Below are 13525 nucleotides of genomic sequence, written 5' to 3'. Positions count from 1 at the left end.
TGCTGATGGCCCACGACCTTAGGTGAAGCGACCGGCGCCCGTATTGGAAGAACCCGAAACGGCGCGCTGCAGAAGCTGCTGCGGCGTCAGGCCGCAGAAGGAGCGGAATTCGTTGATCAGGTGCGACTGGTCGCAGTACCCGGCGTCCAGCGCCATCTCGGCCCAGCGGGGCGTCTCGGCCGTTCGGGTCGTTCGCAACAGGCGCAGCGTGCCGTGCAGGCGTTGCAGGCGGCGCCAGACACCGGGTGCCAGGCCGATGTTGGCGGCGAACAACTGCTGCACCCGCCGTTCACCGATGTGCAACTCGGCCGCCAGTTCGCGCACGGAGAGGCCGCCCATCGTGTCGCTCAGTCGTCTCGCCGCGTGCTCCACCAGATGGCGCGAGGGATCCGCGGGGCGCTGCAAGGCCTGCAGCGACGCCAACAGGTGCTGCACGCGCGCCGCGTCGTCGTCCGAGGCGGCCAGTTGCTCGCCCAGGTGGCGATGCGCGCTGGGCACGAGGTCTTCCCAAGGCACGGTGAGGCCCGCCAGTTCCTTGGCCGGCACGCCGAAGAGCGCCGGCAGCGCCCCGGGTTTCAGCGTGACGGAGAGCCCGTGCACATGCCCACCCATGGCGAGCAGGACGGCGTCGGCCCTGGCGCCGGCGACGTGAACGGTCGCCGAGTCGCGGTGCAGCGCGATGAGGAGGCGAGACGCCCCGTCGGGCAGCACACGCTCGACGGCTTCATGGCCCGGCGCAAAGCGCTCCTCGTAGGCCATCACGTGGGCGACGGCCGATCGCAGGCGGGCCGGCACGGCGAACGCCGTCAGGGTGTTGGCCGGAACGGTGGTCTCGGGCGCGCACGACGGGTCTTCCGGCAGTCGGATGAAAAGGCGTTCGGGCATCCGGGGATGGGACGGGCGAACGGCAAGCGCCGGGCCTCAGCGCGCCGGGCGGCTGTCGCCGCGCCAGGCCTTCTCGATGGTGGCCACGTCGATCTTGCGCATGGTCATCATCGCGTCGAAGGCGCGCTTGGCGGCGGCGCGGTCGGGGTCGTTGACGGCCTCGGTCAGCACGCGCGGCGTGATCTGCCACGACACGCCCCACTTGTCCTTGCACCAGCCGCATTCGCTTTCCTGGCCGCCGTTGTTGACGATGGCGTTCCACAGGCGGTCGGTCTCGGCCTGGTCGTCGGTCGCCACCTGGAAGGAGAAGGCCTCGGACTGCTTGAAGGCGGTGCCGCCATTGAGGCCGAGGCAGGGAATGCCCAGGACGGTGAATTCGACGGTGAGGACGTTGCCTTCCTTGCCCGCAGGGTAGTCGCCGGGCGCGTGCATCACGCGGCCCACGGCGCTGTCGGGGAAGGTCTGGGCGTAGAAGCGCGCGGCGTCGAGCGCGTCGTTGTCGTACCAGAGGCAGATGGTGTTCTTGCTGACCATGGGGGCTCTCCTGGGTGGGTCGATGGACCAGACCATTGTCCGGGCAATCGGCGTTCCGGCGCGCTCATTTCAGGTGCATCAGCAGTTCCGGCACCATACGTTCCATGGCTGCCAGCGCCGCAACGACGTCGGCCTTCGACGGTTCGACGCCCTGGTACTGGTTGTTGCGCAGGTCTCGGATGGCGTCCACCCGATCGAAGACGGATTCGGTGACACCCACGTAGGCGGCAGCCGCCTCCAGGGCCTCCGCGTGATGCCCATTCGCCGAGGTACAGCGCCACCCCTTGTGCAGGAGCACGGCAAAGCTCAGATTCAGCACGGCGTCATAGGCGGCACCCAAGCGCGTGCTGCGGGAGTTCGCTTCGCGCTGCGCGTCGGCGATCTTTCCTTGAGCAATGTTGCACCAGCCCGCAATGGATTCACGGTTGGTGGGTGCCTTGACGAACACTTTGCTGCCAGCCCGCAAGAAGGCCTCGGGCTTACGCAAGGGCATGAATGTCTCCCTTCAGAGCGATCAGGTCTTGCGACAGGATGTCGCGAACCAGTGTGTCGCCTGCCTCGCGCGCTTTTCGCCATTCGTTCGGGGTGTAGAGCAGAACGTTGACCGGTCGCGCCAGCTGGCGACCGACATTCTTGAAGTGCGCCTGAGCTTTCAATCGGGACGTGCCATCAGCGATCATCAAAAGATCAACATCGCTCGAGGCACTCGCTTCGCCACGCGCGGTCGACCCGAAGATCGCGGCAGCGGCAACGGGATCCTCGAATCGCTCCAGGGCTTCGCGCACGAGGCGCGCCGTTTCGCTGTCCTGCTGCAACAGGGTGCGCAGCGATTGGAGCGCCGGGTCGCTGGAGGCGCTGTAGATGGTTTGCCCGCGCTCGGTGCTTGCGTCGAGCAAGCCAACCTCGGCCCAGCGACGCAACCAACGGGATGCGTTGCCAGGGTCCACCCCCGCTTCGCTCGCCAGCTCGCGCACACGAAAGCGCCGCTCGGGGTTCTCGTACAAGCGACGCAGCGCCTGGTAGCGCGACGCACCGCCCAGAAGTTCGCTCATGAGCACCGTGTTCATCGCGATGTATATTACACATCATTTGATGTATTAACAACATCAAATGATGTGCAATAGACAACGGGGACAGGCCGCCGGCCTGTCCCCGTTCTTGCGCACGACGGCGCGCTTATTTCCCGCCGCGCGCCTTGGCCACCGCGGCCTGCGTTTCCTTCCACAGGTCTTCGCCCACGTTGGCGGCGATGCCGGCGTTCACGCTGGTGAGCTTCTCACGCATGCGGTTGGCTTCGGCGGGGCTCAGCTGGTTGATCTGCATGCCCTTGCCCTTGAGGTCGGCCAGCGCCTTGTCGGCTTCGGCGCGGGTGTCCTTGCGCTCGAAGTCGCGGCTCTTCACGGCGGCGTCCATCAGCACCTTCTGCTCGTCCTTGCTGAGCTGGTCCCACCACTTCTTGCTCACGGTGACGATCCACGGGCTGTAGACGTGGTTGGTCACCGTCAGGTATTTCTGCACCTCGTAGAACTTGCTGGAGAGGATGGTGTTGTAGGGGTTCTCCTGGCCGTCGACGGTCTTGGTCTCGAGCGCGGTGAACAGCTCGGAGAACGGCAGCGGCACGGCGTTGGCGCCCAGGGTCTTGAAGCTGTCGATGAAGACGTTGTTCTGCATCACGCGCAGCTTGATGCCGTCCAGGTCTTCGAGCTTGGCCACGGCGCGCTTGTTGTTGGTGAGGTTGCGAAAGCCGTTCTCCCAATAGACGAGACCGACCAGGCCCTTGTCCTGCAGCTTGTCCATCACCTTCTGGCCCACGGGGCCGTCGAGCACCACGTCGGCTTCCTGCGCGTTGTTGAAGAGGAAGGGCGTGTCCCAGATGGCCATCTCTTTGGTGATGCCGACGAGGGTGGCGGTGGAGCCCACCATCATTTCCTGCGCGCCGCCGATGAGGGCCTGCTGCATCTGCACGTCGGAGCCGAGCGCGGCGGCGCCGATGGCGCGCACCTTCATCTTGCCGCCGGAGGCCTTCTCCACCTCTTGCGCGAACAGCTTGACCGCGCGGCCCTGGTTGGACTCTTCGTTGAGGCCGTAGCCGAAGCGGATGAGGCGCGGCTTGATGTCCTGCGCGTGCGCGAGGCCGGCGGCCACGGTGGCCAGGGCCACCGACAGCGTGATGGCGAGTTGCTTGAGTTTCATGGTCATCTCCTGGGTTGTTGGCGGCCGATCCGGAAAGTGTGGCCGCCGGGTGAAATCGGAAGGGGTCTCAGAACATCCACTTGAGCGGCTGCAGCACGATCGCGGGGAACAGGATCAGCAGGACCAGCATGGCGAGGTAGACCAGCAGGAAGGGCGTGACGCCGCGGATCACCGACTCCATGCGCAGCCCGCCCACGCCGGCCACCACGTTCAGCACGGTGCCCACGGGCGGCGTGAGCAGGCCCAGGCAGCCGACGAAGATGAAGACGAAGCCGAAGTACACCGGGTCGATGCCGGCCTTGGCGGCCAGCGGCGCGAGCACCGGCGCCAGGATGAGGATGGTGGGCGTGAGGTCCATGACCATGCCCACGGCCAGCAGGAACACCGCCACCACGGCCATGAACAGCATGGGGTTCTGCAGCAGCGGGCCCATCACGCCGGCCAGTTCGTTGGGCAGGTCGGCCAGGGTGATCATGTAGCTGGCCGCGGTGGCCGCGCCGCACAGGAACATCACCACGCCGGTGGTGCGGCCCGCGTCCACGAAGACGCGGTACAGGCCGGCCACGGTGAGTTCGCGGTAGACGAACATGGCCACGACCAGGGCGTACACCGCCGCCACCACGGCGGCCTCGGTGGGCGTGAAGATGCCCAGCCGCAGGCCGCCGATGATGATGACGGGCATGAACAGCGCCCAGATGCTGGAGGCCAGCACCGCGCGGCGCTGCGGCCAGCTGGTCTTCTCGGCCACGGGCAGTTGCTCCTTGCCCGCGATGCGGCGCCACACCAGCACCAGGCTCACGGCCATCAGGAGCCCGGGCACGATGCCCGCGAGGAACAGCTTGCTGATGGACGTGTTGGTGGTGACGCCGTAGATGACCATGGGCATGGACGGCGGGATGATGGGCGCGATGATGCCGCCGGAGGCGATGAGGCCGGCGCTGGTGCCTTCGGGGTAGCGCTGCTGGCGCATCATGGGCAGCAGCAGCGTGGCCAGCGCGGCGGTGTCGGCGATGGCCGAGCCGCTCATGGACGCGAGCATGACCGAGGCCGCGATGGCCACGTAGCCCAGACCGCCGGGGATGTGGCCCACGAAGGCGCGCGCCAGGTCGATGATGCGGCGGCTGAGGCCGCCGGCGTTCATCAGCTCGCCGGCCAGGATGAAGAAGGGCACCGCCAGCAGGGGGAAGCTGTCGAAGCCGGCCTGCACGTTCTGCGCGAGCAGTTGGGCGTCGAAGAAGTCGAGCTGCACCATCAGCGCCAGCGCGGTCAGCATGAGCGCGAAGGCGATGGGCACGCCCACCGTCATGGCGGCAAAGAGCACCAGCAGGAAGAGCGCGATGGTCATGGCTGCACCTCCGCACCGCGCAGTTCGGCCACGGCCTGCAGCACCAGCAGCAGCGCCATGCAGATGCCCATGACGAAGATGGCACCCGCCGCCAGCGACAGCGGGTAGTTCATCACCGGGCTGTGGCTGTTCATGCCCACCAGCACTTGCGTCCAGGCGCCGGAGATGAGGTAGTACAGCGCCAGGCCGATGAGGGCGCGCGTGAGCCAGCGCAGGGCCGCCGCGGGCTTGCCGCTCAGGCGCGCGGTGACCAGGTCGAAGCCGAGGTGCTTGCCTTCGGCGAAGGTGAGCGTGGCGGCGATGGAGACCAGCCACACGAACAGCAGGCGCGAGAGTTCTTCCGACACCACCCAGCCCGTGCCCCACACGTAGCGCAGCACCACGTTGCCGAACACCGCCACCACCATGCCCAGCAGGCACAGGGCCAGCAGGCCCTCGGCCAGGTGCTTGATCGCGTTCAGGGCCTTCATGCGCGCGCCTCCTCGCCCGGCGCGGGCACGGCGCGCACCCACTGCGCCACGGCGTCCACGAGTTCAGGCAGGGGGCGTGTGGCGTCCAGCGCCAGCACGCCGGCTTCGGTGCTCGGGTCTTCGAGCGCCTCGAACTGGCTGTCCACCAGGCTCACCGGGAACAGGTGGCCGGGGCGCGCGGCCACGCGCTCGCGCGCCTGCTCGCGGCTGAGTTGCAGGAAGACGAAGCGCAGGCCCGGCGCGGCGGCGCGCAGGCGGTCGCGATAGCGGCGCTTGAGCGAGGAGCAGGTGAGCACCACGCCATCGGTGCGCGTGGCCAGTTGCGCGGCCAGGGTGTCGAGCCAGGCGGCGCGGTCCTCGTCGCTGAGCGCCATGCCGCCGCGCATCTTGGCCACGTTGGCGGCCGGGTGGAAGTCGTCACCCTCCAGCAGCGGCAGGCCCAGGGCGGCCGCGCTCTGCTGGCCGAGGCTGGATTTGCCGCAACCGGCCACGCCCATGACGACGAGGCGGGTGGGAACGGGGGTCAAGGTCATTTGGTAGCGCTGTCCAATGAATCCGAAAGAAACGGCCCTGGGGTCAGGACCGTTTGCAGGCTTCGCTTTTGCTGCGGATCGACGCCCGAGTGTGTGATGATCAGGGCGAATCCGGATGCGAAGTCCGCTATGGTAGCGCTATCCTATTGCCGATCCGCACCACCCATCGACAGGGAAAACCCTTGCCCTCCACGCCCGTCAGCCCCGAACGACGCCGCCGCCCCAGCGGGCGCATCACCCTGCAGGACGTGGCCCGCGAGGCCGAGGTGAGCCCCATCACCGCCTCGCGCGCGCTGCGCGGCGAACGCGGCGTGGCCGCCGAGCTGGTGGCGCGCGTGAAGACCGCCGCCGAGCGCCTGGGCTACGTGCCCGACCCGGCCGCGCGCGCCCTGGCCTCGGCCCGCGGGACGCAGGTGCCGGTGCTGGTGCCGCTGTTGTCGAACGCGCTGTTCGTGGACGTGATCGAGGCCGTGCACCGGGTGCTGCTGCCGCACGGCTACCAGCCGCTCATCGGGGTGACGCACTACGACCCGATGGAAGAAGAACAACTGCTGCGCGCCTACCTGGCGCAGCGCCCGGCGGGCGTGTTGCTCACCGGCTTCGACCGCACCGAGGCCGCGCGCCAGATGGTGGCGGCCAGCGGCATGCCCTGCGTGTACCTGATGGAGCTGACCGACGCACCGGGCGTGCACTGCGTGGGCTTCTCGCAGCAGGACGCGGGCCACGCGATCACGCAGCACCTGCTGGACAGGGGGCGACGGCGCATCGCCTTCGTGGCCGCGCAGCTGGACCCGCGCGTGCTGCAGCGCGCCGAGGGCTACCGCCGCTGCCTGCGCGCGGCCGGCCTGTACGACGCGCGGCTGGAGCTGTTGAGCCCCCAGCCCTCGTCCATGCGCCTGGGCGGCGAGCTGCTGGAGGACCTGCTGCGCAGCCGGCCCGAGGTGGACGCGGTGTTCTTCTGCAACGACGACCTGGCACAGGGCGGCCTGCTCACGGCCCTGCGCCTGGGCGTGGCCGTGCCCGACCGGCTGGCGGTGGCGGGCTTCAACGACCTGTCGGGCAGCGAACAGATGCTGCCGCCACTGACCACGGTGCGCACGCCACGCCGCGCGATCGGCGAGGCGGGGGCGCGCATGCTGCTGTCGCTGCTGCGGGGGGAGACGCCGGCCTCGCGCTGCGACGACCTGGGGTTCGAGCTGGTGGTGCGCGGCAGCAGCTGAGGCGCCGAGCCGGCGTTGTTACAGCTCGCTACCAGTGCCGCCAGCCGGCTTACGCGGGCTTCACGCGGACATTGGACAATCCCCGCCCATGCTTTCGCTCCTCCCCCGCCGGGCGACGCTCGCCCTGGCCTGTGCCGTGGTCGTCGCCGCCGCGCTGCCCGCCACCGCCTCCGCCTTCGAGCTCCCCTCGCTCGACCCCATCGTCCACTACCAGCCCAAGCTGCCGCTGCAGGTGCTCACCGCCGATGGCGAGGAGATCGCGCAGTTCGGCGCCGAGCGGCGCGAGTACGTGCCGCTCAAGCAGATCCCGCTGCAGCTGCAGCAGGCCGTGCTGGCGGTGGAGGACGCGCGCTTTCGCGAGCACTCGGGGGTTGACCCCAAGGGCATGGCGCGCGCGCTGGTGGCCGCCATCACCGGCGGGCGCAAGCAGGGGGCTTCCACCATCACGCAGCAACTGGTGCGCACCATGCTGCTGACGCGCCAGTTCTCGGCCGAGCGCAAGGCCAAGGAGATCTGGCTCGCGCTCAAGCTGGAGAACGAGATTTCCAAGGACCGCATCCTGGAGATCTACATGAACGAGATCTTCCTGGGCCAGCGCGCCTACGGCTTCGCCGCCGCCGCGCAGACCTACTTCGGCAAGCCGCTGGACAAGCTCACGCTGGCCGAGAACGCCATGCTGGCCGGGCTGCCGCAGAACCCGTACTACGCCAACCCGGTGGCCAACTTCCAGCGCGCCACGCAACGCCAGCGCGTGGTGCTGGAGCGCATGCGCGCCACCGAGGCGATCACCGAAGAGCAGCTCGCGCAGGCCAAGGCCGAGAAGCTCAGGCTGCGCACACCGGGCCAGCGCAGCGTGCACGCCGCGCACGTGGCCGAGATGGCGCGCCAGGCGGTGGTCGAGCGCTTCGGGGAACAGGCCTATTCCAAGGGCCTGCGCGTGACCACCTCGCTACTGGCGGCCGATCAGCGCGCGGCGCACGCGGCCGTGCAGCGCGGCGTGCTGGCCTTCGACCGGCGCGGCGCCTGGCGCGGGCCGGAGGACACCGAATCACTGCCCGCGGGCAACGGCGCCGAACTGGAGCGCGCCGCCGCCGAGGCGCTGAAGGACCACCGCGACGACGAGACCCTGCGCGTGGGCATCGTGCTGGAGGCCAGTCCCAAGGCCCTGCAGGTGCAGCTCGCCAGCGGCGATCGCATCACCGTTCAGGGCGAGGGCCTGCGCTGGGCGCAGCGCGCGCTGAGCCCCAAGGCCAAGGCGCCGCTGAAGATCGAGCGTGGCGCCATCGTGCGCGTGGTGAGCACGGGCAAGACCAAGGACAGGAAGAGCGACATCTGGGCCATCTCGCAATGGCCGGAGGCCGAGGCCGCGCTGGTGGCCATGGACCCGCGCACCGGCCGCATCCGCGCGCTGGTGGGCGGCTTCGACTTCACGCGCCAGCCGTTCAACCACGTGACACAGGGCTGGCGCCAGCCGGGCTCGGCGATCAAGCCGCTGCTGTATTCGGCCGCGCTGGAGTCGCGCGTGATGCCGGCCACCGTGGTGGACGACCTGCCCTTCACGGCGGCCAACGGCTGGAGCCCGACCAACAGCAACGGCCAGACGCAGGGCCCGATCAGCGTGCGCGAGGCGCTGGCGCGATCCAGCAACCTGGCCAGCGTGCGCGTGCTGCAGCACACCGGCACCGCGAACGCGCGCGAGTGGCTCGGCCGATTCGGCCTGGACCCGGCGCGCCAGCCCGACGACCTGACGCTGGCCCTGGGCACCGGCAGCGCCACACCGCTGCAGATGGCGCAGGCCTATGCCACCCTGGCCAACGGCGGCTGGCGCGTGTCGCCGGTGGTGATCGAGAAGATCACCGATGCACAGGGCAAGGTGCTGTTCGAGGCGCCGCCACCGGCCGAGCTGAGCGAGGACACGCGCGCCATTCCCGCGCGCAACGCCTACGTGATGGGCAGCCTGCTCAACGAGGTGACGCGCAGCGGCACCGCCGCACGCGCCCAGGCCGTGCTCAAGCGCAGCGACGTGTATGGCAAGACGGGCACCACCAACGACGCGGTCGACGCCTGGTTCGCCGGCTACCAGCCCACGCTGGCCGCCACGGTGTGGGTGGGCTACGACCAGCCGCGCAGCCTGGGCGGCAGCGAATCGGGCGGGCGCGTCGCGCTGCCGATCTGGATCGACTACATGGCCGCGGCGCTCAAGGGCCAGCCGGTGGTGCCGCCGGCCGCACCGCCCGATGGCCTGGTGCGCGAGGGCGAGGACTGGCTCTACGCCGAGTGGCGCGACGGCGGCTGGGTCTCGCAGATCTCGGACACCGCGGGCGTGCAATACAAGACCACCCTCGGCAACGAAATCGGCAAGCTGTTCGATTCCATCGGCAACTGGTTGCGCAGCGGCACGCCCGCCAGCCAGCCGACGCCGCCGACGGATTGAGCCGGCGGCTCAACCCGCCAGCCGCCGCGCGTACTCCGCTTCCAGTCGCGTGTGGTGCTCCCAGTAGCGGGGGCGGGCCTCTCCCCTCACCCGCGTGACCAGCAGGTCCAGGTGCGCGTGCCAGCCGGCCGAGACGCTGAGCATGTCCTCCATGCCGGCCAGGCGCTGGTGGGTGATGACCAGGAGCACGCCGCCGTGTGACTCGCTCAGCTCGTAGCGCACCTCGCCCTGCCCGCCCCAGGTGTGGGCCAGGAGGCGCGGTGGCTCGCAGGCCGTCACCACGCCCTGCAGCTGGGCGCTCTCGGCCATGTCCGCGTACTTCGGCGGCGCGGGGTCGTCGGCGTAGGTCAGTTCCTTGTGGCGGAATTCCAGGCGCACCTGGCCGCCCACGCGCTGCTCCAGCGTGCCGCGCGCCATCCATTGCTCGCGCTTGTCGTTCTCGGTGATCCAGGCCCAGATGTCCTGCAGCGTGCCCGGCAGTTGGCGTTCGATGCGCACGGTGTCGTTCGACACACGCTCGCCGTAGGGGTGGTTCGTCGTCATGGTTTTCTCCGCTTGGTTGGGGAATGCGCGGCGCGCACCAGGCGTTCGAGGGCATCGACGCGCTCGGTCCAGAACCGCTCGTAATGGCGCAACCACTCCATGCCCGCGTGCAGCGGCTGGGCGTCCAGGCTGCAGGTGTGCGTGCGGCCCTGCACCGTGCGCCGCACCAGGCCGGCGCGCTCCAGCACCTGGATGTGCTTGGAGGCCGCCGCCAGCGACATGTCCAGCGGCGCGGCCAGCTCGCTCACCGACAGTTCCTCGCGGGCCAGGCGCTGCAGCATGTCGCGGCGCGTGGGGTCGGCGAGGGCCTTGAAGACGGCGTCGAGATCGGGGGAATGTTGCTCAACCATGAAGTTGAATATATCCAGGCACCCGCCAGATATTCAACTACATGGTTTAGCTTTCTGACGGACGGTCGCGGCCATGAAAAAAGCCGGCACAAGGCCGGCTTCGTCATCAGGCGCCGCGCGCTCAGGCCGCGCAGAGCCGCGCCTTCGCTTCCGCGTACTCGCGCTTGAAGCGCGCCACCAGGTCGCCCGCGCCCATCACCTCGCGGATCGCGCCGATGCCCTGGCCGCAGCCCCAGATGTCGCGCCAGGCCTTGGCCGCGTTGCTGCCCTCGCCCGTGGCGAAGTTCATCTTGCTCGGGTCGCTCTGGGGCAGGTTCTCCGGGTCCATGCCGGCGTTGCGGATGGAGCCCTTGAGGTAGTTGCCGTGGATGCCGGTGTAGAAATTGCTGTAGACGATGTCATCGGAGTTGCTCTCGACGATCATCTGCTTGTACCCATCGACGGCGCGCGCCTCGTGCGTGGCGATGAAGGCCGAGCCGATGTAGGCCAGGTCCGCGCCCATGGCCTGCGCGGCCAGGATGGCGCCGCCCGAGGAGATGGCGCCCGACAGCGCGACCGGGCCGCCGAACCACTCGCGGATCTCCTGGATCATGGCGAAGGGACTCTTGACGCTGGCGTGGCCGCCCGCGCCCGCGGCCACCGGAATCAGGCCGTCGGCGCCCTTCTCGATCGCCTTGTGCGCGAAGACGTTGTTGATGACGTCGTGCATCACGATGCCGCCCCAGGCGTGCACGGCCTGGTTCACGTCCTCGCGCGCGCCGAGGCTGGTGATGACGATGGGCACCTGGTACTTGGCGCACAGCTGCATGTCGTGTTCGAGCCGGTCGTTGCTCTTGTGCACGATCTGGTTGATGGCGAAGGGCGCGGCCGGGTTGTCGGGGTTGGCCTTGTTGTGAGCGGCCAGGCCTTCGGTGATCTCGGCCAGCCACTCGTCGAGCTGCGAGGCCGGGCGCGCGTTGAGCGCGGGCATGGAGCCCACCACGCCGGCCTTGCACTGCGCCAGCACGAGCTTGGGGTTGCTGATGATGAACAGCGGCGAGCCGATCACCGGGAACTTGAGGTTCTTGAGGACCGGGGGCAGGGTGCGCTCGGGTGCGGGCATGTTGTCTCCGTGTGGTGGATCAGAACGCTTCGAGGGCCATCGCCGTCACGCCTTCGGCGCCGTCGACGATGGAGGCCGCCACGCCGGGCGCGCGGCTCAGGATGTGATCGGCGTAGAAGCGCGCGGTGGTGATCTTCGCGTCCATGAAGGCCTTGTCCTGTCCCTTGGCCGACAGGTCTTCGGCCACCAGCAGGGCGCGCGCGAGCTGCCAGCCCGCCATCAGGTTGCCCGCCAGCATGAGGTAAGGCACGCTGCCCGCGAAGGCGGCGTTGGGGTTGCCCTTGGTGTTGGCGGCGATGAAGTCCACCGCCTGTTCGAAAGCCTCGCGCGCGGCCGTGAGGCGCTTCGCCACCGCCTTCGCATTCGTGCTGCCCTTGGCCAGTTCGGCCTCGGTCTGGCGGATCTGCGCGGCGATGGCCTTGGCCACCGTGCCGCCGTCGCGCGCGGTCTTGCGCCCGACGAGGTCGTTGGCCTGGATGGCGGTGGTGCCTTCGTAGATGGTGAGGATCTTGGCGTCGCGGTAGTGCTGGGCCGCGCCGGTCTCTTCGATGAAGCCCATGCCGCCGTGCACCTGCACGCCCAGGCTGGTCACTTCCAGGCTCATCTCGGTGCTGTAGCCCTTCACCAGCGGCACCAGGAATTCGTAGAAGGCCTGGTTCTGCTTGCGCACGTCGGCATCGGTGTGGTGGTGCGCGGCGTCGTAGGCGGCGGCGGCCACGCTGGCCATGGCGCGGCAACCTTCGGTGGCGGCGCGCATGGTCATCAGCATGCGCTTCACGTCGGGGTGGTGGATGATGGGCGCGGCGCTGTTCATGCTGCCGTCCACCGGGCGGCTCTGCACGCGATCGCGCGCGTACTGCACGGCCTGCTGGTAGGCGCGTTCGCTGATGGCGATGCCCTGCACGCCCACCGCGTAGCGCGCGGCGTTCATCATGATGAACATGTACTCGAGGCCGCGGTTCTCTTCACCCACGAGCTGACCGATCGCGCCACCGTGGTCGCCGTACTGAAGCACCGCGGTCGGGCTGGCCTTGATGCCCAGCTTGTGTTCGATGCTCACGCAGTGCACGTCGTTGCGCTGGCCGAGCGAGCCATCCTGGTTGACCAGGAACTTGGGCACGGTGAACAGGCTGATGCCCTTGACGCCTTCTGGCGCGCCAGTCACGCGCGCCAGCACCAGGTGCACGATGTTCTCGGCCATGTCGTGCTCGCCGTAGGTGATGAAGATCTTGGTGCCGAAGATCTTGTACGTGCCGTCGGGCTGCGGCTCGGCGCGCGAGCGCACGGCGGCCAGGTCCGAGCCGGCCTGCGGCTCGGTCAGGTTCATGGTGCCGGTCCACTCGCCGCTGATGAGCTTGGGCAGGTAGGTGGCCTTCTGCTCGTCGCTGCCGGCGGTGAGCAGGGCTTCGATGGCGCCGTCGGTGAGCAGCGGGCACAGCGCGAAGCTGAGGTTGGCGCTGTTGAGCATTTCGCCGCAGGCCGAGCCGATGGTCTTGGGCAGGCCCTGGCCGCCGAAATCCACCGGGTGCTGCAGGCCTTGCCAGCCGCCTTCGGTGTACTGGCGGTAGGCGTCCTTGAAGCCCGGCGTGGTGGTGACGACACCGTCCTTGATGGACGAGGGCTTGAGGTCGCCCTCGCGGTTGAGCGGTGCCACCACGCCTTCGTTGAGCTTGGCGCACTCCTCGAGCACGGCCTGCGCGGTTTCCAGGCCCGCGTCCTCGAAACCGGGCAGTTGGGCCACCTGGTCGATGCGCGCCAGGTGCTCGATGTTGAACAGCATGTCCTTGAGGGGGGCGGTGTAGCTCATGGTGGGGTGTCTCCTGGGGTGCGCGAATGCAGAAAAAAGGGCATCGCGCGCGATGCCCTTGGGGGTGCTCTTCGGTTCAGAGCGCCTTGACCAGCTCGGGCACGGCCTC

14 protein-coding genes are annotated in these 13525 nt (G+C 68.9%); 2 read left to right on the top strand and 12 right to left on the bottom strand.

All coding sequences use genetic code 11. The features are described from left to right. Window positions 1-18 precede the first annotated feature (18 nt). The 8 genes from GTO19_RS18225 to GTO19_RS18190 all read right to left on the bottom strand — a co-directional run bounded on the left by GTO19_RS18225 (window position 19) and on the right by GTO19_RS18190 (window position 5960). On the bottom strand, window positions 19-885 hold the full coding sequence (locus GTO19_RS18225) for an AraC family transcriptional regulator (protein WP_291023321.1): 867 nt from the start codon (window positions 883-885) through the stop codon (window positions 19-21). Window positions 886-921: 36 nt separating this feature from the next. Further along, window positions 922-1419 (bottom strand): VOC family protein, encoded by a 498-nt coding sequence (locus GTO19_RS18220; RefSeq protein WP_291023318.1) that lies wholly within the window; start codon window positions 1417-1419, stop codon window positions 922-924. A 64-nt stretch (window positions 1420-1483) separates the two neighbouring features. Next, window positions 1484-1912, bottom strand: a complete 429-nt coding sequence (locus GTO19_RS18215) for a hypothetical protein (protein WP_291023316.1) — start codon at window positions 1910-1912, stop codon at window positions 1484-1486. Continuing rightward, window positions 1899-2486, bottom strand: a complete 588-nt coding sequence (locus GTO19_RS18210; protein WP_291023314.1) for a nucleotidyltransferase domain-containing protein — start codon at window positions 2484-2486, stop codon at window positions 1899-1901. Before GTO19_RS18210 ends, GTO19_RS18215 begins: the two co-directional genes overlap by 14 nt. Window positions 2487-2595: 109 nt before the next feature. Further along, window positions 2596-3612: a TRAP transporter substrate-binding protein gene (locus GTO19_RS18205; protein ID WP_291023312.1), complete on the bottom strand. Its 1017-nt coding sequence runs from the start codon at window positions 3610-3612 to the stop codon at window positions 2596-2598. A 67-nt stretch (window positions 3613-3679) separates the two neighbouring features. Further along, window positions 3680-4957 (bottom strand): TRAP transporter large permease, encoded by a 1278-nt coding sequence (locus GTO19_RS18200; RefSeq protein ID WP_291023309.1) that lies wholly within the window; start codon window positions 4955-4957, stop codon window positions 3680-3682. After that, window positions 4954-5427 carry a TRAP transporter small permease gene (locus GTO19_RS18195; protein ID WP_291023307.1) on the bottom strand — a complete coding sequence of 158 codons (474 nt, stop codon included), beginning with the start codon at window positions 5425-5427 and terminating at the stop codon, window positions 4954-4956. The genes GTO19_RS18200 and GTO19_RS18195 overlap by 4 nt, the downstream gene beginning before the upstream one ends. Beyond that, the gene (locus GTO19_RS18190; protein ID WP_291023305.1) at window positions 5424-5960 is read right to left on the bottom strand and encodes a gluconokinase; all 537 of its coding nucleotides are present in this window, start codon (window positions 5958-5960) and stop codon (window positions 5424-5426) included. Before GTO19_RS18190 ends, GTO19_RS18195 begins: the two co-directional genes overlap by 4 nt. A 182-nt stretch (window positions 5961-6142) precedes the next feature. On the opposite strand from GTO19_RS18190, the gene GTO19_RS18185 reads away from it, so the two are divergent. Together GTO19_RS18185 and GTO19_RS18180 are read left to right on the top strand one after the other, a co-directional pair. Next, window positions 6143-7180 (top strand): LacI family DNA-binding transcriptional regulator, encoded by a 1038-nt coding sequence (locus GTO19_RS18185; RefSeq protein WP_291023302.1) that lies wholly within the window; start codon window positions 6143-6145, stop codon window positions 7178-7180. Between the two features lie 88 nt (window positions 7181-7268). Continuing rightward, complete coding sequence (locus tag GTO19_RS18180; protein WP_291023300.1) at window positions 7269-9614, top strand: penicillin-binding protein 1A; 2346 nt, start codon at window positions 7269-7271, stop codon at window positions 9612-9614. A 9-nt stretch (window positions 9615-9623) separates the two neighbouring features. On the opposite strand, the gene GTO19_RS18175 is transcribed toward GTO19_RS18180, so the two are convergent. From GTO19_RS18175 to GTO19_RS18160, 4 genes are all read right to left on the bottom strand, one after another. Beyond that, window positions 9624-10157 carry an SRPBCC family protein gene (locus GTO19_RS18175; protein ID WP_291023298.1) on the bottom strand — a complete coding sequence of 178 codons (534 nt, stop codon included), beginning with the start codon at window positions 10155-10157 and terminating at the stop codon, window positions 9624-9626. Continuing rightward, window positions 10154-10507, bottom strand: a complete 354-nt coding sequence (locus tag GTO19_RS18170; RefSeq protein ID WP_291023296.1) for a helix-turn-helix transcriptional regulator — start codon at window positions 10505-10507, stop codon at window positions 10154-10156. The genes GTO19_RS18175 and GTO19_RS18170 overlap by 4 nt, the downstream gene beginning before the upstream one ends. A 121-nt stretch (window positions 10508-10628) precedes the next feature. Then, window positions 10629-11609, bottom strand: coding sequence for a nitronate monooxygenase family protein (locus GTO19_RS18165; RefSeq protein WP_291023294.1), 981 nt, complete (start codon window positions 11607-11609; stop codon window positions 10629-10631). Window positions 11610-11628: 19 nt separating this feature from the next. Beyond that, window positions 11629-13416 carry an acyl-CoA dehydrogenase gene (locus tag GTO19_RS18160; RefSeq protein ID WP_291023291.1) on the bottom strand — a complete coding sequence of 596 codons (1788 nt, stop codon included), beginning with the start codon at window positions 13414-13416 and terminating at the stop codon, window positions 11629-11631. Window positions 13417-13525 lie beyond the last annotated feature (109 nt).

It is taken from the genome of Hydrogenophaga sp. (assembly GCF_011772445.1).
In the GTDB taxonomy this organism is placed as follows: domain Bacteria; phylum Pseudomonadota; class Gammaproteobacteria; order Burkholderiales; family Burkholderiaceae_C; genus Hydrogenophaga.
The sequence above is the reverse complement of the archived record's forward strand: the minus strand, read 5'-3'. Positions and strand labels throughout refer to the sequence as shown.

Bases quoted from the DNA above. Each gene is read 5' to 3' on its own strand.
- GTO19_RS18225 (WP_291023321.1), bottom strand. From the start codon at position 885: ATGCCCGAACGCCTTTTCATCCGACTGCCGGAAGACCCGTCGTGCGCG.
- GTO19_RS18220 (WP_291023318.1), bottom strand. From the start codon at position 1,419: ATGGTCAGCAAGAACACCATCTGCCTCTGGTACGACAACGACGCGCTC.
- GTO19_RS18215 (WP_291023316.1), bottom strand. From the start codon at position 1,912: ATGCCCTTGCGTAAGCCCGAGGCCTTCTTGCGGGCTGGCAGCAAAGTG.
- GTO19_RS18210 (WP_291023314.1), bottom strand. From the start codon at position 2,486: ATGAACACGGTGCTCATGAGCGAACTTCTGGGCGGTGCGTCGCGCTAC.
- GTO19_RS18205 (WP_291023312.1), bottom strand. From the start codon at position 3,612: ATGAAACTCAAGCAACTCGCCATCACGCTGTCGGTGGCCCTGGCCACC.
- GTO19_RS18200 (WP_291023309.1), bottom strand. From the start codon at position 4,957: ATGACCATCGCGCTCTTCCTGCTGGTGCTCTTTGCCGCCATGACGGTG.
- GTO19_RS18195 (WP_291023307.1), bottom strand. From the start codon at position 5,427: ATGAAGGCCCTGAACGCGATCAAGCACCTGGCCGAGGGCCTGCTGGCC.
- GTO19_RS18190 (WP_291023305.1), bottom strand. From the start codon at position 5,960: ATGACCTTGACCCCCGTTCCCACCCGCCTCGTCGTCATGGGCGTGGCC.
- GTO19_RS18180 (WP_291023300.1), top strand. From the start codon at position 7,269: ATGCTTTCGCTCCTCCCCCGCCGGGCGACGCTCGCCCTGGCCTGTGCC.
- GTO19_RS18175 (WP_291023298.1), bottom strand. From the start codon at position 10,157: ATGACGACGAACCACCCCTACGGCGAGCGTGTGTCGAACGACACCGTG.
- GTO19_RS18170 (WP_291023296.1), bottom strand. From the start codon at position 10,507: ATGGTTGAGCAACATTCCCCCGATCTCGACGCCGTCTTCAAGGCCCTC.
- GTO19_RS18165 (WP_291023294.1), bottom strand. From the start codon at position 11,609: ATGCCCGCACCCGAGCGCACCCTGCCCCCGGTCCTCAAGAACCTCAAG.
- GTO19_RS18160 (WP_291023291.1), bottom strand. From the start codon at position 13,416: ATGAGCTACACCGCCCCCCTCAAGGACATGCTGTTCAACATCGAGCAC.